This window comes from Amycolatopsis camponoti, assembly GCF_902497555.1.
Classification (GTDB): domain Bacteria; phylum Actinomycetota; class Actinomycetes; order Mycobacteriales; family Pseudonocardiaceae; genus Amycolatopsis; species Amycolatopsis camponoti.
Genome location: NZ_CABVGP010000002.1, coordinates 3,418,897 through 3,441,384 on the forward strand (window position 1 = coordinate 3,418,897; position 22,488 = coordinate 3,441,384).

The 22,488-nt window shown below is 73.3% G+C and carries 20 protein-coding genes and 1 pseudogene; 16 read left to right on the plus strand and 5 right to left on the minus strand.

Translation table 11 applies throughout. From position 1 onward, the window contains the following. Nucleotides 1-50: 50 nt before the first annotated feature. On the plus strand, nt 51-872 hold the full coding sequence (locus tag AA23TX_RS36205) for a hypothetical protein (RefSeq protein WP_155547179.1): 822 nt from the start codon (nt 51-53) through the stop codon (nt 870-872). Between the two features lie 56 nt (nt 873-928). On the opposite strand, the gene AA23TX_RS36210 is transcribed toward AA23TX_RS36205, so the two are convergent. Next, nucleotides 929-1,786, minus strand: a complete 858-nt coding sequence (locus AA23TX_RS36210) for an alpha/beta hydrolase fold domain-containing protein (RefSeq protein WP_155547180.1) — start codon at nt 1,784-1,786, stop codon at nt 929-931. A 136-nt stretch (nt 1,787-1,922) separates the two neighbouring features. On the opposite strand from AA23TX_RS36210, the gene AA23TX_RS36215 reads away from it, so the two are divergent. Next, entirely contained in the window at nt 1,923-3,149 is a 1,227-nt protein-coding gene (locus AA23TX_RS36215) for a hypothetical protein (protein ID WP_230862925.1), read from the plus strand. Here AA23TX_RS36215 and AA23TX_RS36220 read toward each other — a convergent pair. After that, nucleotides 3,146-4,114 (minus strand): ArsR/SmtB family transcription factor, encoded by a 969-nt coding sequence (locus tag AA23TX_RS36220; protein WP_230862926.1) that lies wholly within the window; start codon nt 4,112-4,114, stop codon nt 3,146-3,148. The genes AA23TX_RS36215 and AA23TX_RS36220 overlap by 4 nt on opposite strands. Nucleotides 4,115-4,181: 67 nt before the next feature. On the opposite strand from AA23TX_RS36220, the gene AA23TX_RS36225 reads away from it, so the two are divergent. Next, complete coding sequence (locus AA23TX_RS36225) at nt 4,182-5,369, plus strand: MFS transporter (protein WP_155547181.1); 1,188 nt, start codon at nt 4,182-4,184, stop codon at nt 5,367-5,369. Here AA23TX_RS36225 and AA23TX_RS36230 read toward each other — a convergent pair. The 3 genes from AA23TX_RS36230 to AA23TX_RS36240 form a co-directional block, all read right to left on the minus strand. After that, a complete protein-coding gene (locus AA23TX_RS36230; RefSeq protein WP_230862976.1) occupies nt 5,354-6,667 on the minus strand; it encodes a jacalin-like lectin in 1,314 nt (437 codons plus the stop codon). The two genes, AA23TX_RS36225 and AA23TX_RS36230, sit on opposite strands and share 16 nt — an antisense overlap. A 105-nt stretch (nt 6,668-6,772) precedes the next feature. Then, nucleotides 6,773-6,973: a hypothetical protein gene (locus AA23TX_RS36235; RefSeq protein WP_155547183.1), complete on the minus strand. Its 201-nt coding sequence runs from the start codon at nt 6,971-6,973 to the stop codon at nt 6,773-6,775. Continuing rightward, nucleotides 6,970-7,392 (minus strand): DUF6010 family protein, encoded by a 423-nt coding sequence (locus tag AA23TX_RS36240; RefSeq protein WP_155547184.1) that lies wholly within the window; start codon nt 7,390-7,392, stop codon nt 6,970-6,972. The genes AA23TX_RS36235 and AA23TX_RS36240 overlap by 4 nt, the downstream gene beginning before the upstream one ends. A 126-nt stretch (nt 7,393-7,518) precedes the next feature. Between AA23TX_RS36240 and AA23TX_RS36245 the strand changes: the two genes are divergently transcribed. From AA23TX_RS36245 to AA23TX_RS36305, 13 genes and pseudogenes are all read left to right on the plus strand, one after another. Next, a complete protein-coding gene (locus tag AA23TX_RS36245) occupies nt 7,519-8,166 on the plus strand; it encodes a TetR/AcrR family transcriptional regulator (RefSeq protein ID WP_155547185.1) in 648 nt (215 codons plus the stop codon). Nucleotides 8,167-8,251: 85 nt separating this feature from the next. Continuing rightward, nucleotides 8,252-9,727 (plus strand): annotated as a pseudogene (locus AA23TX_RS36250) (amidohydrolase family protein); the annotation flags it as partial. After that, complete coding sequence (locus tag AA23TX_RS36255) at nt 9,724-10,845, plus strand: M20 family metallopeptidase (RefSeq protein ID WP_155547187.1); 1,122 nt, start codon at nt 9,724-9,726, stop codon at nt 10,843-10,845. The pseudogene AA23TX_RS36250 and the gene AA23TX_RS36255, both read left to right, overlap by 4 nt. 32 nt (nt 10,846-10,877) lie before the next feature. Beyond that, nucleotides 10,878-11,759: a GNAT family N-acetyltransferase gene (locus AA23TX_RS36260; RefSeq protein ID WP_155547188.1), complete on the plus strand. Its 882-nt coding sequence runs from the start codon at nt 10,878-10,880 to the stop codon at nt 11,757-11,759. Beyond that, complete coding sequence (menC, locus tag AA23TX_RS36265; protein ID WP_155547189.1) at nt 11,756-12,862, plus strand: o-succinylbenzoate synthase; 1,107 nt, start codon at nt 11,756-11,758, stop codon at nt 12,860-12,862. Before AA23TX_RS36260 ends, menC begins: the two co-directional genes overlap by 4 nt. Then, a complete protein-coding gene (locus AA23TX_RS36270) occupies nt 12,859-13,002 on the plus strand; it encodes a hypothetical protein (RefSeq protein ID WP_155547190.1) in 144 nt (47 codons plus the stop codon). Before menC ends, AA23TX_RS36270 begins: the two co-directional genes overlap by 4 nt. 119 nt (nt 13,003-13,121) lie before the next feature. Beyond that, on the plus strand, nt 13,122-14,504 hold the full coding sequence (locus AA23TX_RS36275) for a serine hydrolase domain-containing protein (protein ID WP_155547191.1): 1,383 nt from the start codon (nt 13,122-13,124) through the stop codon (nt 14,502-14,504). Then, complete coding sequence (locus tag AA23TX_RS36280; protein WP_196425680.1) at nt 14,501-15,391, plus strand: serine hydrolase; 891 nt, start codon at nt 14,501-14,503, stop codon at nt 15,389-15,391. Before AA23TX_RS36275 ends, AA23TX_RS36280 begins: the two co-directional genes overlap by 4 nt. Beyond that, complete coding sequence (locus tag AA23TX_RS36285; RefSeq protein WP_155547192.1) at nt 15,388-16,977, plus strand: ABC transporter substrate-binding protein; 1,590 nt, start codon at nt 15,388-15,390, stop codon at nt 16,975-16,977. Before AA23TX_RS36280 ends, AA23TX_RS36285 begins: the two co-directional genes overlap by 4 nt. Then, complete coding sequence (locus tag AA23TX_RS36290) at nt 16,974-17,954, plus strand: ABC transporter permease (RefSeq protein ID WP_155547193.1); 981 nt, start codon at nt 16,974-16,976, stop codon at nt 17,952-17,954. The genes AA23TX_RS36285 and AA23TX_RS36290 overlap by 4 nt, the downstream gene beginning before the upstream one ends. 1 nt (nt 17,955) lies before the next feature. After that, entirely contained in the window at nt 17,956-19,842 is a 1,887-nt protein-coding gene (locus tag AA23TX_RS36295) for a dipeptide/oligopeptide/nickel ABC transporter permease/ATP-binding protein (protein WP_155547194.1), read from the plus strand. After that, nucleotides 19,839-20,777, plus strand: coding sequence for an ABC transporter ATP-binding protein (locus AA23TX_RS36300; protein ID WP_155547195.1), 939 nt, complete (start codon nt 19,839-19,841; stop codon nt 20,775-20,777). The genes AA23TX_RS36295 and AA23TX_RS36300 overlap by 4 nt, the downstream gene beginning before the upstream one ends. A 26-nt stretch (nt 20,778-20,803) precedes the next feature. Continuing rightward, nucleotides 20,804-22,488, plus strand: a 1,685-nt coding sequence (locus tag AA23TX_RS36305) for a S9 family peptidase (protein WP_155547196.1), incomplete at its 3' end; no start/stop codon positions are given.

Consider the following 22,488-nt stretch of genomic DNA (forward strand, 5'->3'; position numbering starts at 1 on the left):
CGATCGTGAATACGTCGATATCCGCCGCCCCACGATTTCGAGGCAAGCAGATGCGCACCATGTATGACGCCGTCACCGCGCGGAACATCCTCAAGAAGGACCGTCGGCCCGCGCTGGTGGCCGGGTACGTCGACCGGATCAGGCTGGCGCCGTGGACCGCCGCCGACTGGGCGCTCTTCCCGGACGCCCTCAAGGTGCGGATCGTCAAGAAGGCGTCGACCGATGACGGGCACGTGCTGGACGTCGAGCCGGGCGACGCCGCGCCGGAGGAAGCGCCGGGCTGGGCCCGGCGGCGGCGCGCGTCGGGGTTCGCCTACCCCGTCATCTACTGCAACCGGTCGACCTGGCCGAAGGTGAAGGCCGCGTTCAAGGCCCAGCGCGTCGAGCCACCGCTGTACTGGATCGCCACGGCCACCGGCAAACCCGAAATCCCCGACGGCGCGATCGCCGCGCAGTACCTGCTGGACGTCGCGCCCGGCATCGACATCTCCGTCGTGGCCGACTTCTGGCCCGGCGTGGATTCGCCGGGCGGATCCCTGACCGCTGAACCGGAAGTGGAGCTCATGGAACGCATCACCGTCACCCCGCCCAACGCCGGGCAGAACACGGTCCGGCTCAACCTGTCCGGCAGCGCCGGCGCCGCGCTCGTCGTCCGCCCGCGGATCAACGGCCAAGGCGTGTCGAAGCCGATGTGGGTCGGCAACATCTTCGCGTGGGGCTCGGACAAGACGGGCGTCGGGCACAACCCCAAGACCGACCCGAACTACGACGACCGCCTGACGTCCCACCGCCGGTTCTCCCTGCCGGGCGCGGTGTGGGCCGACCTCGAGTACAGCGCCTCGGAGCCGTTCGAGATCGACATCGTCGGCTGAGCTGAGCCGGGCTGAGGCGTGGCCGTCCGGCACGCCGCCCCTGGCCGCGGTGCCGCTCAAGCTTCCGCCGTGAGGTGGTTGCGGAGGAAGGCGATCCCGGCGTCGGTGACGTGCTGGAGCCGGCGTTCGCCGTAGAAGTGGCCCGCGCCGTCGAGGCGGATCAGGTCGGCGTCGGCGCCGGCCCGCCAGTAGGCCGAGACCAGTGCTTCGCTGTGGGCGATGGGGATCCCGGCGTCGTCGGTGCCGTGGGCCAGCAGGAGCGGGGCCGCGGTCGCCGACGCGTGGAGCAGCGGGCTCGCGGTCGGCCCGGGGAGCCAGTCGTGCGGGTCGTGACCGCTGCTGTGCAACGGGGAATCCGCCGGCGGCGGCGGGATGCGCGTGAAGTCCGTCGGCGGGCTCCAGGCGATCGCGGCGCCGACGTGACTCGGCGGGCCCGTGATCCCGAGATCGCCTTCGAAGCCGGCGTCGTCCGCCGTGACGGCGAGCATCGCGGCCAGGTAGCCGCCGGCCGAGTGACCCCACGCCGCGACGCGGCCGGCGTCGAGGTCCAGCTCGCCGGCGTGGTGACGCACCCAGCGCACGGCGGCCTTCACGTCGTGGACCTGCGCGGGGAAAGGGGCTTCACGCCCGTGCCGGTACTGGGCCCGCGCGACGGCGAACCCGGCCGCCACCAGCCGATCCGTCACGCGGTCGCCGAGCAGGCTGTGCTTGTGCGACCCGCCGGCCGGCGCGCCGCCGTAGAGGTAGACCACCACCGGATGGCCGCCGCGCGGCGCCGGACCGGCCGGCACGACGAGGTCCAGCAGCAGCGGCCGGTAGCCGGCGAGCGTCGCGACGAGTGCGTCCCGATAGGACACTCGCGCCCCGGCCCGTTCGGCCCGGGGCGGGGTGAGCGGAGCACGGGAAGTGAGCACGTGACCACTATCGGGGCATCCCGGGCACGGCGGCCAGCCGTACCAGGATGCGGGAGGGCTCCGAGCCGACCCACCGGCGGCCGGCTAGTACGAGCGTTGTACGAAATTTGGATCCGCCTCTGGCGCAATGCCACCCATGCGAACTCCGAAAGTGCTCCTCCTCGCGCTGGCCGTCGTGGCCGGCGCACTGGCATGGCCCGGGACGGCCGGTGCCGCCTACAGCGATCCGCTGACGACCACGACCAAGCAGAACCTGGTCTGGCACGCGACGCCGGCCGCCGCGCTGACCGCGCTCGACAACGCCCTGCCGAACGTCAGCCTCAACACCGTCGTCAACGACACCAGCTACGCCATGACCGGCTGCACGAGCGCCGAAAAGGCCGCGCTGCCCAAAGCGCCGGCCGCCACGAAGTCGTTGTGCTGGGACTCCGAACGCGCGGGCAGCACGACCTGGGTCCCGCAGGGCATCACGACCTCCGGGGACGCCGACGACGACGGCATGTGGGGCGCGGACAAGGTCATTCTGTCCGGCTGGCACGGCACCGACGCGCTCGGCCGGTACAACGACGCCCGGATCCAGGCGGTCAACTACAACGACCCCGCCGCGGCCGCCCACCGGATGATGTACCTCGCCGTGCCGAACAGCACCGGCAGCAGCTTCTCCGCGGCGAAGGCCCACATGGGCGGGATGGCCTGGCTCGGCGACAAGATCTACGTCACCGCCGTCGGGAACACCTCGACCGCGATCCGGGTGTTCAGCACCAAGCACATCCTGCAGCTGACCGACACGACGTCGGACGCGATCGGCAAGACCTCGGCCGGATATGCCGCGTACACCTACAAGTACGCGATGATGCAGGTCGGCTACTACACCTACGCGGGCGGGACCTGCAGCATGGCCTCCGACACGGGCGTGCCGTGCTTCTCGTCGATCTCCCTGGACCGCAGCACGAGCCCGGCCAGCATCGTGACGACCGAGTACTTCTCCGACCAGAGCCTCCACGGCCGCCTCTACCGCTTCCCGATGGGCACGGACTACCTGCTCACCGGGACCGCGGCGGAGGCGTTCCGCAGCTCGGTCGGCAACATGCAGGGCGTCCTGTCCCACGACGGCAAGTGGTACGTCGCCCACAGCTCGGCGACGATCAACGGCCAGCTCTGGGCCCAGACGACCGCGGCGAGCACGGCGGCGACCTGCGGTTCGACGTCCGCCTGCTGGGCGGTCCACCCGGAGGCGCTGACCTACGACTGGTCGACCGGCCTGGTCTGGTCGCAGTCGGAGTGGTCGACGGCCGACTGCCAGGCGCAGAGCCAGACGTGCGGCCGGTCGGTGTTCGCGGTCCCGCTGTCCTCGCTGGGTTAGCGGGCGAGCAGGGACGCTCCGAGCGCGGTGATCAGGTAGAGCACCTGGCGCCCGGAGCGTTCCCGCTCGACCAGCCCGTTCTCCCGCAGGACCGCCAGGTGCTGCGACACCGCGCTGGGTGTCACGCCGAGGGCGCGGGCCAGGTCGGTCGTGGTGGCGGGGGAGCGCAGCGCTTCGAGGAGCCCGGCCCGCGCGCGGCCGAGCAGCCGGACCGTGCCGCCCGATGGCGCGCGGGTGCCGGCCGTCCACAGGGCGCCGCGGCCGCGGGCCGGGTAGCGGACCGTCGTCTGCGTGGACGTGCTCCGCTTGACCAGGACGTGCGGGCAGCCGAGCACGACCGGGATCAGGACGAGGCCGCCGGGACCCCGGTTCACCCGGCGGTCGCCGTCGAGCAGCAGCTTCCCGTTGTCCCAGCGCAAATCCGGGTGCAGGCCGGCGAACAGCCGTTCGGCGCCGCCCGCGGCCAGCATCCGCGCGCGGTGGGCGACGTCGGCGTCGAGGACGGCCCGGATCCTCGGCCAGTGCGGGGCGAGCAGCCGGTCGTGCGCCTCCCGCAGCTCCGCGGCGATCGCCGTCAGCCCGGCCGCCGGGCGCTCGGCCAGCTCGGCGACGGTGCCGCGGAGGTCCGACCCGAACACGCGCCCGAGGCTGCGCCGGACCTGACGCGCGGTCGTCCGCCGCAGCGCGGCCAGATCGTCCTCGATGGACGGACCGGAGCCGCGCGGGGCGGGCACCAGGAACTCCGGCCAGTTGGGCCGGCCGCTGACGATCAGCGGCCAGGTCCACGGGAGGTCCAGCGGCTCGCGGGTGAGCTCGTCCTCGGCCCAGCGCAGCCACGGCAGCGCGCTCGCCTGCCGCTCGCGGCCGCCCAGCTGCTGCAGGCACGCGACCGTCTCCGACAGCGGCGAGATCGCGAAGCGGGTCGCCGCGAGCTGCGCGACGTCGAGTTCGATCGTCAGGGCCACCGTGCCGAGTATGTAGCACCGGGCTAAATCGTGTCCGGGCCCGGCTCGGGCCCCGAGGATTCGGCGCATGACCCTGCCGACGGCGTACCGGCGGCTGTGGTGGGCCACCGGCATCGACAACCTCGGCACCGGCGCGTTCACCGCGGCGGTGCCCCTCCTGACCGTCACGGTCACGCACGACCCGCGGCTCGTCTCGCTCGTGTCGGCCGCGGCGTACCTGCCGTGGTTGCTGCTGTCCCTGCCCGCCGGTGCGCTGGCCGACCGCCACGACCGGGCCGGCCTCATGTGGCGCGCGCAGGCGGTGCAGGCGGTGCTGGTCGGCGCGACCGCCGTCCTGACCGCTTGCGGCGCGATCGGCATCCCGGTCCTCGTCGTCACGGCGTTCGGGCTGGGCGCCGGTGACGTCGTCTTCGGCACCGCGGCCCAGGCGATCCTGCCGGACTTGGTCGCGAAGCCGCTGCTGCCGCGCGCCAACGGCCGTCAGCAGGCGGTCACGACGGTCACCGGGCAGTTCGCCGGCCCGCCACTGGGCAGCCTGCTGTTCGGCGTCTCGGCGGCACTCCCGTTCGGTGTCGACGCCGTCTCGTTGGCGGTGTCCGCCGTCCTGGTGGCGACGCTGCCCCGGCGGGACCGGGGCGCCCGGACCCGGTCCGCCGTCCGGGAAGGACTGGCGTGGTTGCTGCGGCACCGGCTGCTGCGCACGCTCGCGATCCTGGTGGGTGTCAACGCCTTCTGCGGCCAGCTCGCCTTCGCGACGCTCGTCCTGCTCGCCACCCGGGTCGTGCACCTCGACGCGCGCGGCTACGGCCTGCTGCTCGCCGGGGCCGCGCTGGGCAGCGTGCTCGGCGGCCTGGTCAACGCGCGCGTCGTGGCCCGGATCGGCTCCCGGCCGGCGGTGCTGACCGCGCTGGTCGCGAACATCGGCGCGTTCGCGGGCATCGGCCTGAGCCGCGACGCCGTGGTGCTCGGCGCGTTCCTCGCGGTGAACGGGTTCGCGACGACGCTGTGGAACATCGTCACCGTCGGTCTCCGGCAGCGGCTGGTGCCGCCGGCCCTGCTCGGCCGGGTCACCAGCGCGTACCGGCTGCTCGGCTGGGGCCTGCTCCCGGTCGGCACCCTGGCCGGCGGGCTGGTGGCCCACGCGCTGGGGCTGCGGGCGCCGTACCTCGTCGCGGCCGCCGCGCGCGGGCTCGCACTGGTGGCCGCGCTGCCCGCGCTGGCCGGTCCTTCGTGGACGGATCAGCGCCGCGTGTAGATCAGCCCCAGCTGATCCACTTCGTCACCCGCGCGGCCGTGGAAGCCGGCGATCTGCCAGCCGTCCGGTGCGGTGGCGGTCGTGCAGTCCGACGTCTTCGTGCCGCCGGCGAGCGTGCCGCCGCGGTTGGTGGTGAGGCGGGCGGAGAAGATCCGGGTGTGGCCGTTGTAGCTGCCTCGGCACAGTTCCGCCGAGACCGCGTACTCGCCGTCGGCCAGCGGGTAGGTCCGCGAGGTGCCGCCGGTGCCGCCGTGACCGGACGTCGTGCCGTCGGCCAGGGTCAGGCCGATCCGGTCGACCCGGGTGCCCGCGCTCAGCGTCAAGGTCGTCGCGCGGCCGCCCGCCGGCACCCGGTCCAGGTCGGTGAACGGCGTGCCGTGCGGGCCGCCGAAGCGGTCGCTCAGGCGGAACGCCGGGTTTTCCGTCCAGCCGAACCGCACGGTCACCGGGTCGTGGTCCGACAGCATCGCCCCGGACGCGTCGAGGAACGCGGTGTGCTCGTTGTTGTAGTAGGTCGCGTCGAGGGAGATCTGCTTGTTCCCGCGGTAGAGCACCTTGTCGACGATCTCGCACGCGTTGGTGACCGCGTTTTCGTTGCACAGCAGGGGATCGCTGCCCGCCGCGGGCGGGACGCCGCCGCGTTCGAGCCGGACCCACGCGTCGGTGAGCCCGTTGGCGGCGGCGAACGCCCGGATCGTGTCGGCGGCCCGGGTGTAGCGCGTGTTGGTGTCGCCCATGACCACGACGGCGTTGCCCGCCGAGTGCGTGGTGATGTAGGCGGTGAGCTGGTCGAGGTTCGCGGCGCGCGAAGCCTGGTCGCCGTCGTTCGTGCCCGCGTTCGTGTGGATGTTGTACGCGTCGACGTAGACGCCTTCGGCGAGCCGGAGGCGGGTGAAGGTGAAGCCCTTCGGCGTCAGGCAGTCGCCCGAGTCGAACTGGCACGAGTTCCAGCGGACTCGCTCCAGCTCGTCGACGGGCAGGGCGGACAGGCTGTTCAGGCCGCTCCCGATCCCGGCGCCGCCGCTGGTCGGCGTCCGGTACGGATGGGCGTCGGCCGCGTACAGGTTCGCGTGGTAGTTGAAGTCCTCTTGGACGTGCACCAGGTCGTACGGGCCGAGGCGCTGCCCGATGGCCGTCGTGCCGGGTGCGCGCGGGGTGGGGGCGCTGGAGATGCCCTCGGGCAGCCCGGCGATGTTGTAGGACAGCACGCTGAAGGTGCCGCCGGCGGCGTGGGCGGTGGGAGCGGTGACGGCGAGCCCGGACGCGGCGAGGACGGCGGCCGCGAAGGCGGTGAACACTCTGCGCAAGGCGGTGTTCCTTCCGTGGCGGGGGAGCGGGAACAGCCGGCAGTGACGTGAACGAAATTCACGTTAGCCGGTTGTTCGCGCTCACACAACCGCCTCTCAGCCGCCGGGGTGGCCGCAGGCGTAGACGTTCGCCGAGGCCAGCCGGACACAGGCGGGGCACGTGTTCACCGGCCGGTCGCGGCGGCCGTAGTAGGGGTGCCGGGCGCCGCACAGCGCGATGAGCACTTCACCGGGCTGCGGGTCCGGGTGGCACCGCGGGCAGAAGGCGTGCGCGGCGCGTTCGACGTCGGTGCTCATGTCCGGCCGGGTACCCGCGGCTCCGGCGCGCCAACCCGCCGGAACCACCCGGTGACCGGCCGGCCGCCGGTGAAGCACCAGATCGCGATCACCGGGTCGCAGAACGCGCAGCCGAACGACGAGTCGTGCGCGAACGGCAGGATCGGCTGGCCCTTCAGGTGGTGGACTACGTCCCAGGCGGTGTGCAGCAGCCAGCCGACACCGATGAACGTCCACGAGTCGAGCCCGCGGAACGCGACGTAGGTCATCACCGCGCAGAACACCAGCTCCCACGGCCCGAGCGCGCCGCCGGAGAGGTAGGCCGCGCCCGCGCCGCCGACCAGGACGGCGTTGACCTTCCGGCGGTGGGGCTCGGGGATCAGGGAGCTGAGCACGACGTAGAGGAGGCCGATCAGGATCGGCGCGAGCACGGCCATCATGATCGACCACGCTAGGAACGCACGGCCCGGGCGGCCAGTGGCTGTTCTGCCACGCTCCGCCGGTTTCTCGCCAGCGGGGACGGCTCCGTAAGGTGGGGGGCCGGTGGATGATCAGGTGGTTGCGAAATGAACGTGAAGGCGGCCCGCGCGAGTGCGACGCGGGAAAGCATCCTGGTGACGGCGGAGCGGCTCTTCGCCGAGCACGGGGTGCAGGTGGTGTCCAACCGGCACATCAGCGAGGCCGCCGGGCAGGGCAACAACGCCGCCGTCAACTACCACTTCGGCACGAAGGTGGACCTGGTCCGCGCGATCGTCCGCAAGCACGCCGAGCCGATGGAGCGGCTGCGCGCCGAGCTGGTCGAGGCCACCGTTGCCGGCGATGCCGGCGCCGGCCTGCGCGAATGGGTGGCTTGCCTGGTCCGCCCGAGCACGACGTACCTGCGCGAGCTGGGTGCGCCGACGTGGTTCGCCCGGTTCAGCGCCCAGGTGATGACCGACCCGGCCCTGCGGGCGATCATCGCGGAGGAGTCCCTGTCGTCCCCGGCTCTCGCCCGCGCGGTCGAGGGGCTCAACCGCTGCTTGGCGGGGCTGCCCGCGGACGTGCGCGCCGAGCGGAGCGACATGGCCCGGCAGCTGATGATCCACATGACGGCGGAGCGCGAGCGGGCGCTGGCCGAGGGCACGCCGACCCCGCGCGCGACCTGGGACGACGCGGGGACGGGCCTGATCGACGCGGTCACCGGGCTGTTCTTGGCTCCGGTCACGCCGGCCTGACGGGTTCGTCCGCGCGGATCAACCGTGCCGCTCCGGTTCGTCGTCGCGGACGAACGGCTTCGCCGGAAATCCTCCTAACGTCGGCCCGATGCGGACACTCTTGCGGGGCGGCCGGGTCGTGGATCCCGGCAGCGGCTTCGACGGCATCGCCGACGTCCTCCTCGACGACGGCCGGGTCGAAGCCGTCGGCCCGGGCCTCCACGCGCCCGAAGCCACCGAAGTCGACGTCGAAGGGCTCGTCGTCGGGCCCGGGTTCGTCGACCTGCACAGCCACGTGCACTCCATCGCCGGGCAGCGGCTGCAGGCCATGGACGGTGTCACCACCGCCCTCGACCTCGAAGCCGGGCTCATGCCGATCGACCGCGCCTACGCCGAGGCCGCGAACGCCGGGCGGCCGCTGCACTACGGCTTCTCCGCCTCCTGGGGCGCCGCCCGGGCGCAGGTCCTCGCGGACATCGCGCCCGACGCGAGCATCGACAGCGGGCTCGCGATCCTGGGAAACCCGCGGTGGCAACGCAGTTCTTCGAAGGCCGAACTGACCGCCTGGCTTTCCCTGCTGGAAGCCGAGCTCGCGAAGGGCGCGCTCGGCATCGGCGTCCTCATGGGCTACGCGCCCGCGACCGAGCCCGGCGAGTTCCTGGCCGTCGCGCACCTCGCCGCGAAGGCGGGCGTGCCCACCTACACCCACGTCCGCGAGCTGGTCGAGGTCGACCCCGCGATCCCGGTCGACGGCTCCGTCGAGATCGTCGCGGCCGCGGGCGAGACCGGCGCCGCGATGCACCACTGCCACGTCAACAGCACCTCCGGCCACCACATCGACCGCGTCCTCGCCACCCTCGAAACCGCACGGAGCGAGGGCTCGCGCGTCACCGTCGAGGCCTACCCGTACGGCGCGGGCAGCACGGCCGTCGGCGCCGCCTTCCTCGAGCCGGACCGCCTGCGCCTGAAGGGCTTGCGGCCGTCGAGCGTGGTCATCCTCGAAACGGGGGAGCGGGTCCGCGACGAAGCCCGCCTGCGCCAGGTGCGGCAGCAGGACCCGGGCGCCCCCTGCCTCCTCGAGTTCCTGGACGAGCGGGACCCCCGCGACCGCGGCCTGCTGCACCAGGCGCTCGCCTTCCCCGACGCCGTCGTCGCCAGCGACGCCATGCCCGTCTACTGGAAGGACGGCCGCACCGAGAGCACCGAGTGGCCGCTGCCCGCCGGCGGCACGACGCACCCGCGGACCGCCGGCACCTTCGCCAAGACCTTGCGCCTGATGGTCCGGGAAGCCGGCGAGTGGACCTGGCTCGAAGCGTTCCGCCGCTGCTCGTACCTGCCGTCGCGGCTCCTCGACGACGTCGCGCCGCAAGCCCGTCACAAGGGCCACCTGGGCGCGGGCGCCGACGCCGACCTCGTCGTCCTCGACCCGGCCGCGATCACCGATGCCGCCACCTACACCGATCCGACGCGCCCGTCGATCGGCGTCCGGCACCTGTACGTCGCCGGTGTTCCCGTGGTCAGTGAAGGAAACCTGAACATCGACGCGCTGCCCGGCCGGCCGCTGCGAGGTGAGCCGCGGTGATCGACGACATCGAGACGCTCGTCCGCTGCGAGTCGCCGTCGGACGACCACGACGCCGTCGCGCGCAGTGCCGAAACCGTCGCCGAGCTCGGCCGCCGCCTGCTCGGGATCGACCCCGAACGTCTCGTCACCGACGGCTGCACCCACCTGCGCTGGCGGTTCGGCGACGGCCCGCCGCGCGTCCTGCTGCTCGGCCACCACGATACCGTGTGGCCGCTGGGTTCCCTGCGCACGCACCCTTTCGAAGTCCGCGACGGCGTCCTGCGCGGACCCGGCTGCTTCGACATGAAGGCCGGCGTCGTGATGGCCCTGCACGCCGCCGCGGCACTGCCGGACCGCGACGGCCTCTCGATCCTCATCACCGGCGACGAGGAGATCGGCTCGCCGCTGTCGCGGCCCCTGATCGAGGACGAGGCCGAGACCTGCGACGCGGTCTTCGTCCTCGAAGCCTCGGCCGACGGCGGCGCGCTGAAGACCCGCCGCAAAGGTGTTTCCCGGTACTGGATCGAGGTCGAGGGCCGCGCCGCGCACGCCGGGCTCGAACCCGAAAAGGGCGTGAACGCGGGGATCGAGGTCGCCCACCAGATCCTCGCGGTGGCCGCGCTCGCCGACCCGGACCGGGGGACCACGGTCGTCCCGACCGCGCTGACCGCGGGCACGACGACCAACACCGTGCCCGCGAAGGCCAGGGTCGCCGTCGACGTCCGCGTGTGGGACGTCGCCGAACAGGACCGCGTCGACCGGGCCGTCCGAAGCCTGACACCGGTCGACGAAAACGCGCGGATCCACATCGCCGGCGGCATCAACCGGCCGCCGCTCGACGCGAAAGCTTCGTCGGAACTGTTCGCGCTGGCCCAAAAGCTTGCGGCGGGACCCCTTGCCGAGGCGGCGGTCGGCGGTGCGTCCGACGGCAACTTCACGGCGGGACTGGGCATCCCGACGCTCGACGGCCTCGGCGCCGTCGGTGGCGGCGCCCACGCCGACGACGAACACGTCCTCGTCGCCGAACTGCCCGGGCGCACCGAACTGCTCCGGAAACTCACCGAAACCGTGCTGGCGCAACGGAGTTCGTCCGCCCCGACGAACGCGCGGGGCGAATCCGGTGCGGGACAACGGTGACCGGCCGGCAGTCTCCGGAGAGGATCGGAGGCGTGACAGAAGTCGTGACGAACACAGCCCCGCCGCTGCGGGACGAGGCGGCCGCCGCGGCGACCGCCGCCGCCACGGCCTCGGGGGTCCAGGTCCGGACCCTGGCCGAGGTCGCCGACCTGACCGCCGTGACCCGCCTCTTCGAGTCGATCTGGCGCCCGGCCCCCGGCAACCAGCCCGTGACGTCCGAACTGTTGCGCGCCATGGTTTCGGCGGGCAACTACGTCGGGGGCGCGTTCGACGGGCCCGACCTCCTCGGCGCCTGCTTCGGGTTCTTCGGCGGTCCCGCGAAGGGGGGACTGCACAGCCACATCGCCGGGGTCGCCACCGCGGGACACGGCCGCGGCATCGGCTTCGCGCTCAAGCTGCACCAGCGCGCGTGGGCGCTCAGCCAGGACGTCCCGGTGATCTCGTGGACGTTCGACCCGCTGGTGCGGCGCAACGCCCACTTCAACCTGACCAAGCTCGCCGCCCTTCCGGAGCAGTACCTGCCCGACTTCTACGGGCCGATGAACGACGGCATCAACGGCGCCGGCGACACCGACCGGCTGATGGCCGTCTGGGACCTCTCGAGCCCGGCCGTGCGTGCGGCCGCCGAGGGCAAGCCGGCCCGGTTCGACGCGGCCACGCTGCGAGCCCGGGGTGCCGCGGTCGCGCTGGCGGCCGGTTCCGACGGCGGCCCGGTCACCGGCCCCGCCGACGCGCCGGTCGTGCTCGTCGGCGTGCCGCCGGACATCGAGGCGCTCCGGCGCGCCGACCCCGGCCGGGGCCGGGCGTGGCGGGTCGCGTTGCGGGAGGTGCTCGGCGGCCTGCTGGCCGGCGGCGCCTCGGTCATCGGATTCGATCGTGCCGGCTGGTACGTGGTCTCGAAGGAGCAGACGTGAAACTCACCGGGGTCGAACTCCTGCGCGTCCGGATGCCCCTGGTCGCGCCGTTCCGGACGTCGTTCGGCACGCAGGCCGAACGCGAGCTGCTGCTCCTGCGCGCGGTGACGTCCGATGGTGAGGGCTGGGGCGAGTGCGGGGCGATGGTCGACCCGCTCTACTCCTCCGAGTACGTCGACGGCGTCGAACACGTCCTGCGGACCTTCCTCGTGCCCACGCTGCTGGCGGCCGGCGACCTCACCGCGAACAAGGTCGCGCCGCTGCTGGTGAGGTTCAAGGGCCACCGGATGGCCAAGGCCGCACTGGAGATGGCGGTGCTCGACGCGGAGCTGCGCGCTCACGGCGTTTCGTTCGGCACGGCGCTGGGCTCCACCCGGGACTCGGTGCCGTGCGGGGTGTCGGTCGGCATCATGGACACCGTCCCGAAGCTCCTGGACGTCGTCGGCGGCTACCTCGACGCCGGCTACCTGCGGATCAAGCTCAAGATCGAGCCCGGCTGGGACGTCGAGCCGGTGCGCGCGGTCCGCGAGCGCTTCGGCGGCGACATCCTGCTGCAGGTCGACGCGAACACCGCGTACACGCTTTCGGACGTGCCGCAGCTGCAGCGGCTCGACCCCTTCGAGCTGCTGCTGATCGAGCAGCCCCTCGAAGAGGAGGACGTGCTCGGCCACGCCGAGCTGGCCAAGCACATCCGGACGCCGATCTGCCTGGACGAGTCCGTCGTCTCCGCCCGTTCGGCGGCCGACGCGATCAAGCTCGGCGCGTGCCGGATCGTCAACATCAAGCCGAGCCGCGTCGGCGGTTACCTGGAGGCGCGGCGGGTGCACGACGTCTGCGCCGCGCACGGCGTCCCGGTGTGGTGCGGCGGGATGATCGAGACCGGGCTGGGCCGGGCGGCCAACGTCGCCCTCGCGTCGTTGCCCGGGTTCACGCTGCCGGGCGACACGTCGGCGTCGGACCGGTTCTACACCGAGGACATCACCGAGCCGTTCGTGCTCGAAGACGGCCGGCTGCCGGTGCCGTCGGGTCCCGGTCTCGGCGTCACGCCGATCCCGGAGCGGCTGGCCGAAGTGACCACCGCCCAGGCTTGGCTGACGTCATGACCACAGTGGACACGGTGGTCGCGCGGGTCCGGCAGTACGCGGTCCGGGCGGTGGTCACCACGTCGAAGGTCAGGATCCGGGTGGCGGTGGGAGTCGCGGCGGCCAAGTCGGCCTTGCCCCGCCGGCTGCGGCCCCCGTGATTCGTCCGCCGGGATGAAAGTTTCCCCGGGTCTCGTCGATTTCGACGAACCGCACCGTCCCGGTCCCGTCCTAGCATCCCGGCATCGCCGGTTCCCCCATCGTCGGACGAGAGGCAACCATGTCGAAACTCACCGAACTCGCCGCCTGGCTCGAAACGCGGCTGCCCGCCGTCCTGGCCGAGCACCACGTGCCCGGCGCGTCCGTGGCCGTGTACGCCGGCGGCGAGATCATCGACCACGCGGCCGGCGTGCTCAACACGGGCACCGGTGTCGAGGCGGACGTGGACTCGCTGTTCCAGATCGGGTCCATCACCAAGATCTGGACGACGACGCTGGCGATGCAGCTCGTCGACGAAGGCGTCCTCGAGCTCGACGAGCCCGTGCGCAAGTACCTGCCGGAGTTCGTGCTGGGCGACGACGACGCGGCCGCGCGGATCACCGTCCGGCAGCTCCTGTGCCACACCGCCGGCTTCGAGGGCGACATCTTCACCGACACCGGCCGCGGCGACGACTGCGTCGAGAAGTACGTCGCCACCCTCGGCGACGTGCCGCAGCTGTTCGCCCCCGGCGAGATGTTCTCCTACAACAACGCCGCGTTCTGCGTGCTCGGCCGCGTCGTGGAAGTGCTGCGGGACAAGGCCTACAACGACTGCCTGGCCGAGCACCTGTTCGCCCCCTTGGGACTGACGCACGCCGCGGCGAGCCCGTACGAGGCGATCCGCTTCCGGGCCGCGCTGGGGCACCTCACGTCCGAGCCCGGCGCCGACCCGGAACCCGCCGGCGTGTGGGCGCTGGCGGCGTCCAACGCCCCGGCCGGCTCGATGCTCGCCATGCGGCCGCGCGACCTCGTGACGTTCGCCGGCATGCACCTGCGCGACGGCGAAGGCCCGGACGGCACCCGCGTGCTCAGTGCTGCCAGTGCCCGCGCCATGCGGGAGCGCCAGGTGGAGCTGCCCGACCTCGGCCTGATGGGCCGGGCGTGGGGCCTCGGCTGGTCGCTGTTCGACGACGACGGCGGGATCGTCGGCCACGACGGCGGCACGATCGGCCAGGCCTCCTTCCTGCGCCTCGCGCCCGGGCACGACGTCGCCGTCGCGCTGCTGACCAACGGCGGCGACCCGGTCGCCGTCTACACCGAGGTCGTCGGCCACCTCATGAAGGAGCTGACCGGCATCGAGCTGGCCGCGCCGCCGGTGCCGGATTCGGACTCGCCGCGCATCGACGCCACGCGGTACGTCGGCGAGTACTCGTCGTCCGTCGCGGACATCGTGGTCAGCCAGGACGACGACGGCCGCGTCTGGGTCGAGCGCGTCCCGAAGGGCATTTTCGCGGAGCTGGCCAAGCCCGAGAAGACCGAGCTGGTCGCGATGAACGGCGACACGCTGATCCTGGCCGAGCCGATGCAGGGGATGTACCTGCCGCACGCCTTCGTCGGCGACGACGGCACCGGCCGGGCGCTGTACCTGCACACCGGACGCGCCGATCGGCGGGTGGACGCGTGAGTCCGGTCGAGGCGGCGATCGCCGACGTCTTCGCCGCGGCCGGCGCGCGGGGTTTCCTGCACGCGCGGGAGATCGGCGGCGGACCGGAGGTCGCGGTCGGCGCGGACGACCCGGTGGTGCTCGCGTCGGTGTTCAAGATCCCGGTCGCCGTCGCCTACGCCCGCGAGGTCGTCGCCGGACGCCTCGACGAAACCGGGCGGACCCGCGTCGGGAAGCGCTACCGCATCGGCGGGATCGGCACCGCGGGCTGCGCGGACGACGTCGAGATGAGCTGGCGCGACCTCGCGCTGGTCATGCTGACCATGAGCGACAACGCGGCCACGGACGTCCTCTACCACCGCGTCGGCCGGGAAGCGGTCGACCGCGTGCTCGGCGATCTCGACCTGAGCCGGACCCGGCTGATCGGCTGCTGCGAAGACCTCTTCGCCTCGGTGCTCGCCGATCTCGGTGCCGCCGAGGACGCCGACCTCGACGCCGTGTTCGCCGCCGCGACCCCCGAGCAGCTGGGGAAGCTCGCCGTACTCGACCCCGAACGCACGTCGGCGTCCACGCCCCGGGAGATCACCACCCTGCTCGACGCGATCTGGACCGGCCGCGCCGCCGAACCGGCGGCGTGCGAACGGGTGCGCTCGATGATGGCGCGCCAGATCTGGCCGCACCGGCTCTCGTCCGGCTTCCCCTCGGACGTCGCCGTCGCGGCCAAGACCGGCACCCTGCCCGCGGTGCGCAACGAAGCGGGCGTCGTGTCCTACCCGGACGGACGCCGGTTCGCCGTCGCCGTCTTCACCCGCGCGGACTCCCTCGCCGAGCGGCAACCCGCCGTCGACGCCGCGATCGGCAAAGCCGCCCGGCTCGCCGTGGATCACCTCCGGAAGGAAACCCCATGACCAAGACACGGACCGCGGCGGTCCTGCTCGGGGTCGTCGCCCTCGCCGCGACCGCCTGCGGGGGCTCGGGCGGCAGCACCGGCAGCGGCGACGGAACTCCGGTCGACGGCAAGACGTTCAGCTTCGGCGTCGGCTCCGACCCGGGCAGCCTCGACCCGCACATGACCGTGCTGTCGGTGGCCATCCAGGTCGACCGGTTCCTCTACGACACGCTGCTGAACCTCGACGGCGACGGCAAGGCGGTCGCCGGGCTGGCCGCCAAGTGGGAGGCGTCGACGACGACCGCGTCCTTCACCCTCCGGCCGGGCCTCACCTGCGCCGACGGCAGCCCGCTCACCGCCGCGGACGTCGCGGCCAACATCAACTTCATCGGCGACCCGGCGAACAAGTCGCCCATCGCCGGGCTCTACATCGCGCCGGGCACCAAGGCGACCGCGGACGCGGCCGGCACGATCTCGGTCACCAGCGGAAAACCGGACGCGTTCCTGGCCCGCAACGTCGGCGGGGTGCCGATCGTCTGCGCCAAGGGGCTCGCGGACCGCAAGCTGCTCGCCAAGGGCGAGGCCGGCACCGGGATGTTCAGCGTCACCGAGGCCGTGCCCAACGACCACTACACGTTCACCCGCCGCAAGGACTACACGTGGGGCCCCGGTGACTGGAAGGCCGGCACGGGCCTGCCGGAGAAGGTCACCATCCGCGTGATCCCGAACACCACGACCGCGACGAACCTCCTGCTGTCGGGCGAGCTCAACGCGGCCGCGATCAACGGGCCGGACCGGCAGCGCCTGGAGGGGCGCAAGCTCTTCCACGCCGACTACACCGCGCCGATGGGCGAGGTCTTCTACAACCAGGCGACCGGGCGGCCAGGGCAGGACGAGGCCGTCCGCAAGGCGCTCACCCAGGCGCTCGACCTGCCCCAGCTCGGCAAGGTGCTGACCGCGGGCGCCGGCAAGCCGTCGCAGGGCATGATCACCAACGAGCCGAGGGTCTGTCCGGGCAACACCGTCGAAGGCAACCTTCCCGCGCACGACCCGGCCGCGGCGGCGGCCGCGCTGGACGCGGCGGGCTGGAAGGCGGGCCCGGACGGCGTGCGCGCGAAGGACGGCAAGAAGCTCGCCCTCACCGTCCTCTACGGCACCCAGCTCGGCCCGACGATGGCGCCGACCGCGGAGCTCGCGCAGCAGACGTGGAAGTCCCTCGGCGCCGACGTGACGCTCAAGGGGGTCGACAGCCCCGGCCTCAGCCAGGTCCTGTTCGGCACCGGCGAGTGGGAGGTCTCCCTCGCCCCGGTCGGGTTCTCGCTGCCGAGCCAGCTCGTGCCGTTCGTCTCCGGTCCGGCCGCGCCCGACGGCACGAACTTCGCCCACATCAGCAACCCCGGCTACGACCAGGGCGCGCAGCAGGCGGCGTCGAAGTCCGGCGACGCCAGCTGCGCGGACTGGACCGCGGCGGAGTCCGCGCTGGTCAAGCGGGTGGACGCGGTGCCCTACTTCGACTCCGTCGTGCCGATCTACGGCAGCGGCGCGAAGTTCGAGCTCAGCCAGGGCAGCGTGACCCCGTCCTCGATCCGGATGTACGCGAAATGACGACCGCGGCGGCGCCCGCCGGCTTGCGGGGCAGCCCGTGGCCGGCGTTCGCCGCGCGGCGGCTGGCCCGGTTCGCCGTGTCGCTGTGGGCGCTGCTCACCGCGGCGTTCCTGATGATCCACCTGGTCCCCGGCGACCCGGTGCGGGCCGCGCTCGGCATGACCGCGCCCGCCGAGCTGGTGGCCGCCAAGCGGGCGGCGCTCGGCCTGGACGACCCGCTGTGGGTGCAGTACGGGCACTACGTGCGCGGCCTGCTTTCCGGCGACTTCGGGACGTCGATGGCGAGCGGCCAGCCGGTGGCGGAGGTGATCGGCGACCGGCTGCCCTCGACCCTGCGGCTGGCCGTGCTGGCCTTCGCCGTCGTGGTCGTGGTGGCGGTCCCGGTCGGCGTCTGCTTCGCGGTGCTGACCCGCGGAGGCCGCCGCCGGGGCGCCGAGCTGGGCTTCACGTCGGTGAGCGTGTTCCTCGCCGCCGTCCCGGAGTTCCTGGTCGCGGTCGGGCTGGTGGCGCTGCTCGCCGTCGGCCTCGGCTGGTTCCCGGTGGCGGGCAGCGACGACGTGAGCGCGTACGTCCTGCCGGTGGCGGCACTGGCGGTCGGGCCGGCGGCGGTGCTCTCGCGGATGGTCCGGGTGGAGCTGCTTTCGGTGCTGGGCGCCGACTTCGTCCGCACCGCGCGGGCGAAGCGGCTGCCCGCGCGCCTGGTGTACGTCCGGCACGCGCTGCCGAACGCGCTGACCGCGACGCTCACGCTGGGCGGGCTGATGCTGACCGGGATGGTGGCGGGCACCGTGCTCGTGGAGAACGTGTTCGCCTGGCCCGGCCTCGGCTCGACGATCGTCGCGTCGATCCTGCAGAAGGACTACCCGCTGGTGCAGGGGATCGTGCTGGTCTACGGCGTCGGCGTGCTGCTGGTGAACCTGCTGGTCGACGTCGTGCTCGGGCTGCTCGACCCGCGCTCGGCCATTCGGGAGGCGTGAAATGGCGCGACGCGGTTCAGTCTGGGTGGCGGCCGTGCGCACGCCGGTCGGCGCGTGCTCGGCGGTCCTGCTGGCGGGGGTCGTCCTGCTCGCGGTGCTGGCCCCGCTGCTGTGGGGCGACGCCGCCGCCGCGATCGACACGGACGCGATCGGCCAGAGCCCGTCCGGGGCGCACTGGTTCGGCACCGACTCCCTCGGCCGCGACCTGTTCTTCCGCACACTGGTCGCGACCCGGCTCTCGGTCGGGCTCGCGGTGCTGGCCACCGCGATCGGCGTCGGCGTCGGGGTCGTCCTCGGGACGCTGCCGTCGGTGCTGCCGCGCTGGGCGGGCCGGCTGCTCACCGCGGCGGTCAACGTCGCGGTCGCGTTCCCGGGCCTGCTGCTGGCGCTGTTCTTCGCGGTGATCTTCGGCGTCGGCACGCAGGGCGCGGTGCTGGCGATCGCCTTCGCGGTGGCGCCGGCGTTCGCCCGGCTGGTGCAGACGCTGTCCGCGTCGGTGAGCGGGCGGGACTACATCGCCGCGGCCCGCGTCTCCGGCGTCGGCCGGATCCGGCTGCTGGCCCGGCACGTGCTGCCGAACATCGGGGAGCCGCTCGTCGTGAACGCGACCATCGGGGCCGGCTCGGCGTTGCTGGCCTTCGCCGGGCTGTCGTTCCTCGGGATCGGCGTGCAGGCACCGGACTACGACTGGGGCCGGCTGCTGCGCGAAGGCCTCGACGGCATCTACGTCAACCCGGTGGCGGCGCTGGCGCCCTGCGCGGCCGTGGTGCTGGCCGGGCTGGCCTTCAACCTGGTCGGGGAGACGGTGGCCGCGGTGGTCGGCGTCCGCACCCGGGCGACACGGCGCTCGCCGGCTCCGCTGCCCGCCGCGCCGCTGGGCTCGGCTGCGGCCGAGCCCGCGGCCGACGCCGTGCTCGTCGTCGAGAACCTCCAGGTCGCGTTCCCCGGCCCGAACGGGTGGACCGTGCCGGTGCGCGGGGTGAGCTTCAGCGTCCGCCCGGGCGAGGCGATCGGTGTCGTCGGCGAGTCGGGTTCCGGCAAGAGCCTGACCGCGCTGGCGGTGTCCCGCCTGATCGAAGCACCCGGCGTGGTCACCGCGGATCGGCTGGAGTTCGCCGGGACACCGCTGGCGAAAGCGCCGGACCGCGAGCTCGGCACGTCGCTCGCCATGGTGTTCCAGGACCCGATGACGTCGTTCAACCCGGCCCGCCGGGTCGGCAGGCAGCTCGCCGAGGTGTCCGAACAGCACCACGGCCTGTCGCGGCGGGCCGCGTTCGCCCGTGCGGTCGACCGGTTGACCGCGGTGCGCGTCCCGGCTCCGGCCCGGCGCGCCCGGCAGTACCCGCACGAGTTCTCCGGCGGCATGCGGCAGCGGGCGATGATCGGCATGGGCCTGATGGGCCGGCCGAAGCTCGTCATCGCCGACGAGCCGACGACCGCGCTCGACGTCACCGTGCAGCGGCAGGTGCTGCGCCTGCTCGCCCGCACGCGCGAAGCCGAAGGCGCGGCGATCCTGCTCATCAGCCACGACATCGCCGTCGTTTCCCAGACGTGCGAACGGATGCTGGTGATGTACGCCGGCCGCGTCGTCGAGGACCTGCCGACCGGGGCCCCGGCCCAGCACCCGTACACGCGGGCGCTGCTGGCCACGACGGTCGACCTCGAAACCGACCGCGACGAGCCACTGGCCGTGATCCCCGGCCGCCCGCCGGAGCCGGACCAGGTGCCGGAGGGTTGTGCCTTCGCCGCCCGCTGCCCGCTGGCGACCGACCGCTGCCGGGACGAGGATCCGGTGCTGGAACCGACCGCGGACGCGCACCGGGTCGCGTGCTGGCACCCGCAGGTGAGCGTCCTTTCCGGACAGTCGCACGAGGAGGGTGCAGCGTGAGCGCGCTGGAGTTCGACGCGGTGAGTGTCCGGTACGGCAAGCTGACCGCGGTCGACGGCGTCAGCCTCACTGTCCCTTCCGGACAGGTCGTCGGCCTGGTCGGCGAGTCCGGCTCGGGCAAGTCGACGCTCGCCCGGGCGGCCGTCGGGCTTTCGCCGGTCAGCGCGGGCCAGGTGCGGCTGGACGGCGTCGACGTGCGGAGGCTGCCGCGGCGGCGTCCGCTGCAGATGGTGTTCCAGGACCCGTACTCCTCGCTCGACCCGCGGATGGGGATCGGCGAGTCGATCACCGAGGCGATGCCGCGGAGCACGTCCCGCGGCGCCCGGCGGGCCGAGGTGGCCCGGCTGCTCGAGCTGGTCCAGCTCGACCCCGAACGCGCTTCGATGCTGCCTGGGCAGCTTTCCGGCGGGCAGCGCCAGCGCGTCGCCCTCGCCCGGGCGCTCGCCGGGCAGCCGAAGGTGCTCATCGCCGACGAGATCACCTCGGCGCTCGACGTCTCGGTGCAGGGCGCGGTGCTCAACCTGGTCCGCGACGTGCAGCGGCGGCTGTCGCTGTCGATGCTGTTCATCTCGCACAACCTCGCCGTGGTGCGGTACGTCAGCGACATCGTCGCCGTGATGTACCTCGGCCGGATCGTCGAAGCCGGGCCCGCCGAGCAGGTCCTCACCGATCCCCAGCACCCCTACACACGGGACCTGCTGGCCGCCGCGCCCTCGGCGCACCGGAACCTGCTCGCCGACACCGATGACGTCACGGCCCCGCTCGCCGACACCGAGCCCGCCGACCCGCACCACCCGCCGCCCGGGTGCCGCTACCACCCGCGGTGCCCGATCGGCCCGCTCGTGCACACCGACCGCACGTTGTGCGTCAGCGCCGACCCGGCCGACGACGCCGCCCACCGGCCGCACCACGCGGCCTGCCACTTCGCCGCGTGAGAACGTCATCCCACAAGGAGATCCGCATGACCCGCCGTATCGGCATCGACGACCTGTACGCCCTGGAGTTCCCCGAGCAGCCGGCCCTTTCGCCCGACGGGGCCCGGATCGTCTACGTGCTGCGCACCGCCGATCGCGAGAAGGACGAGGACACCTCGTCGCTCTGGCAGGTCGCCACGAGCGGCGGCGAGGCGCGCCGGCTGACCCGCGGCCGCGGCGACGTGGCCCCGGCGTGGTCGCCGGACGGGACGCGGATCGCGTTCCTGCGCGCCCAGGACGGCCCGGCCCAGCTGTGGCTGCTACCCGCCGACGGCGGTGAGCCCGAGCAGGTCACCACGCTCCCGCTGGGTGCGGGAACGCCGGTGTGGCGCCCGGACGGCGCCGAGATCGCCTTCAGCGCCCCGATCGACCTCAACGCCGAAGAAGGCGAAGACGACGGCGCGCAGGGCCGCCGCGGGAGCGCCCCGGTGGTCGCCGACCGGCTGGACTTCAAGGCCGACGGCGCCGGGCTCCTGCGGACCCTGCGCAAGCACGTCCACGTCCTCGACGTGGCCACCGGCGAGGTCCGGCGGGTGACGGCGGGGGACTGGCACGCGGGCGACCCCGCCTGGTCGCCGGACGGCGGCCGGCTGGCGTTCGCCGCGGCTCTCGACGCCGACCCCGACCTGACGTTCCGTTCGGGCGCCTACGTCCTCGACGCCGCCGATCGCACCGCCGAGCCCCGCTTGGCCGGCTCCGGCGAGGGCATGGCCGGCACGGTCACCTGGACCGCGGACGGCGAGTCCCTGCTCGTCGTCGGCCGCCGCGACACCGCGTCCGGTCACCTCGGGCTGCTGCGGATCCCCGTGGACGGCGGGGAAACCGTCGATCTGGCCGCGGCGCTCGACCGCAACGTGATGCCGGGCGGCCCGGGCTACCCGGGCGCGCTCCCGCAGCTCGCCGGCGACGGCTCCACGGTGGTGTTCTGCGTCCGCGACCGCGGCTACACGCACCTGTACGCCGTCGACGTCACCGGCGGCGAGCCGCGGCGGGTCCTCGGCGAGAACGGGACCACGGTGGCCGCGCTGAGCGTCGCCGGGACCACCGCGGCGGTGCTGCTGACCACGCCGACGTCCTACGGCGAGATCGCGACGGTCGACGTCACCGGGGGAGCGGCGACGGTGCTCACCTCCCACGGCCCCGAGGACGTCGAGCTGTTCACCCACGAGGAGCGGGAGTTCACCGTCTCCGACGGCACGGTCGTGCACGGCTGGCTGCTGCGCGACCCCGCCCGCACCGGCCCGCTCCCGCTGCTGCTGGACATCCACGGCGGCCCGCACAACGCGTGGAGCGGCACCGCCGACGCCGTGCACCTCTACCACCAGCGGCTCGCCGCCCGCGGCTGGGCGGTGCTGCTGCTCAACCCGCGCGGCAGCGACGGCTACGGCGAAGCGTTCTTCACAGCCGCGGTCGGCGCCTGGGGCGTGGCCGACGCCAAGGACTTCCTCGAGCCCCTCGACGACCTCGTCGCCGAGGGAGTGGCGGACCCGCGCCGGCTGGCCGTGTCCGGCTACAGCTACGGCGGCTTCATGACCTGCTACCTGACCAGCCGCGACGACCGGTTCGCCGCCGCGGTGGCGGGCGGGGTCGTCAGCGACGTGGTCAGCATGGCCGGCACGTCCGACGCCGGCCACTACCTCGGTGTCGCCGAGCTCGGGGCGGTCCCGGCGGA